The organism is Myxococcaceae bacterium JPH2 (assembly GCA_016458225.1).
Classification (GTDB): Bacteria; Myxococcota; Myxococcia; order Myxococcales; family Myxococcaceae; genus Citreicoccus.
Map to the genome: position 1 here is coordinate 1 of JAEMGR010000078.1, position 2,680 is coordinate 2,680.

General features: G+C 68.4%; 1 protein-coding gene. It reads left to right on the plus strand.

Translation table 11 applies throughout. The features are described 5' to 3' along the window. Positions 1-2,680 (plus strand): AMP-binding protein (locus JGU66_36165; protein ID MBJ6766211.1); only part of this gene is annotated, 2,680 nt, incomplete at both ends.

The following is a 2,680-nucleotide window of genomic DNA, read 5'->3' on the forward strand; positions in this document are numbered from 1 at the left end:
TCGCGCGCTCCCTGCGCCGGAGATGACGGATGCGCACGCGTCGACTCAGCGCGAGCCGCCTCGTTCGGGACTGGAAGAGCGGCTGGCCGAGTCCTGGCGCGCGGTGCTTCGCATCCCCGCGGTGGGGCGCCACGACAACTTCTTCGAGCTGGGCGGCCACTCGCTACTGGCCACACAGTTGATGGCGCGCCTGCGCTCGGAGATGGGAATCGAGCTGGGCGTGCGGGTGCTGTTTGAAGCGCCCACGCTCGCCCAGTTCGCCGAGCGGCTGCAGGACCAGGTCTCGGACGTGCGTCCGCCTCCGCTGCGCCGTGCGCCTCGGACGGAGCGCATCCCGCTGTCGTTCGCGCAGCAGCGACTGTGGTTCCTGGATCAGCTCGAACCTGGAAGCCCGCGCTACAACATCCCGGCAGCACTGCGCTTGTCAGGCCGGCTCGATGTGGCCGCGCTCCAGAAGGCATTCGAGGCGCTGAGCCTGCGCCATGACGCCTTGCGGACCACCTTCTACGAAGAGAGTGGTCAGCCGTGGCAGCGAATCCACGCCGCCGCGGAACTGCCGCTGAAGGTCGTCGACCTCAGTGGAATTCCCGAGGCCCAGCGCCAGGACGAGGCCATTCGACTCGCGACACGGGATGCGCGTCAAGCCTTCTCGCTCAGCGAGGGTCCCCTGATGCGCGTCACATTGATGCGCCTGGAACCCACGGAGCACGTGCTGCTCGTCAACGTGCACCACACTGTGTCCGATGGCTGGTCCACCGGCATCCTCGTTCGCGAGGTCGCCACGCTCTACGCCGCCTTCTCGAGAGGACTCCCCTCGCCGCTGCCCGAGCTGCCCATCCAGTACGCGGACTTCGCGCGCTGGCAGCGCGACTGGCTCCAGGGGAAGGCACTCGACGCACAGCTCGCCTGGTGGAAGCAGGAACTCGCGGGCGCACCGCATGCGCTGGAACTGCCCACGGACAAGGTTCGCCCGAAGGTGCTCTCCGCGAAGGGTGAGGCGCTGCCCGTCCACCTGCCCGTCGCGCTCGCTTCCGCGCTGGAAGCCCTGGCACAGCGAGAAGGTGCCACACCCTTCATGGTGTTGCTGGCCGCCTTCCAGTCCCTGCTCCACCGCTACAGCGGTCAGGACGATGTCCTCGTCGGCTCGCCCATCGCCAACCGCAGACTCGCCGAGACCGAGCCCCTCATCGGCTTCTTCGTCAACACCCTCGTCCTGCGCGCCCGCTTCTCGCCAGCCTCGTCCTTCCGCTCCCTCCTGGCTCAAGTCCGAGACTCCACCCTCGGCGCCTTCGAGCATCAGGACATCCCCTTCGAGCGCCTCGTCGAGGAACTCCAGCCCGCTCGCGACCTCGGCCGCACGCCACTCTTCCAGGCCATGTTCTCGCTCCAGAACGCGCCCGCCGGAGAAGTGGCGCTGCCCGAGCTGAAGATGCGCGGCGTGGACATGGAGAGCGACACCACGCTGTTCGAGCTGAACCTCTCGCTCTCTCGGGCCCCCGACGGTTACCGGGGCGTGTTGACCTTCAGCACGGACCTCTTCGAGGCGGCCACCGCTCGACGGTGGATGACCCACTTCGAGCGACTGCTCGAAGGCGCAGTGGCCGCGCCGACTCAGCCGCTGCGCTCCCTGTCCCTGCTCACCTCCGACGAGCAAGCCTGGCTGATGCGGGAAGGCACCGGACCCGAGGCCTACTTCCCGCGCACCGCCTGCCTGCATCAAGTCTTCGAGCAGCAAGTGGCCCGCTCACCCGATGCCGTGGCCATCGTCGCGGAGCAAGAGACGGTGTCCTTCCTCCAGCTCAACGCCCGAGCCAACCAGCTCGCTCGGTACCTGCGAGGACTCGGCGTGGGCCCCGAGGTCCCCGTCGCGCTCTGTGTCGAGCGCTCCATCGATGCACTGGTCGCCATCCTCGGCATCCTCAAAGCGGGCGGTGCCTACGTCCCGTTGGATCCATCGGCGCCCACGCAGCGCACGGCCTTGTTGCTTCGCGACAGCGGCGCGTCGGTGCTCATCTCGCGTCGGCGGTTGTTGGAGACGTGGCCACTCGGCGAAGCGCACCTCGTGGACTTGGATACGGCGGGCCCGGAGATCGCGGCCCTGGCGTCCGATGACCTCACGCACCACACGACCGCAGAGAACCTCGCGTACGTCATCTACACGTCGGGCTCCACGGGCACGCCCAAGGGCGTGATGGTGCAGCACCGCTCGGTGCTTCACATCCATCGGGCCCTGGCGCGCTCGCTGTACGAGGGACAGCGCTCGGGGCTCCGCGTCGCCTTCAACGCGCCGCTCTACTTCGACGTCTCCGTGGACCACCTCGTCCAGCTCCTCGATGGGCACTCGCTCCACCTCATGTCCGAGGAGACGCGGAGAGATCCCGAGCGGATGCTGGAGTGGCTGGAGCAAGGGCACGTGGATGTCTTGGGCTGCACGCCGGCCCAGGCGAAGCTGCTCCTGCAAGCGGGGCTGCTGACGCGCGCGCACGTCCCGCGACTGATGGTCCTCGCGGGAGAGGCCGTGGACGAGTCCCTGTGGCGAACGCTCTCCGAGACGACGCGGACGCGCGCGTTCAATGGCTACGGCCCCACGGAGGCCACCGTCCTCGCCACCACCTGGCGCATGCAGGGAACAGAGGTGCCGGTGCCCGTCATCGGCCGGCCACTCTCCAACTCCGCCGCC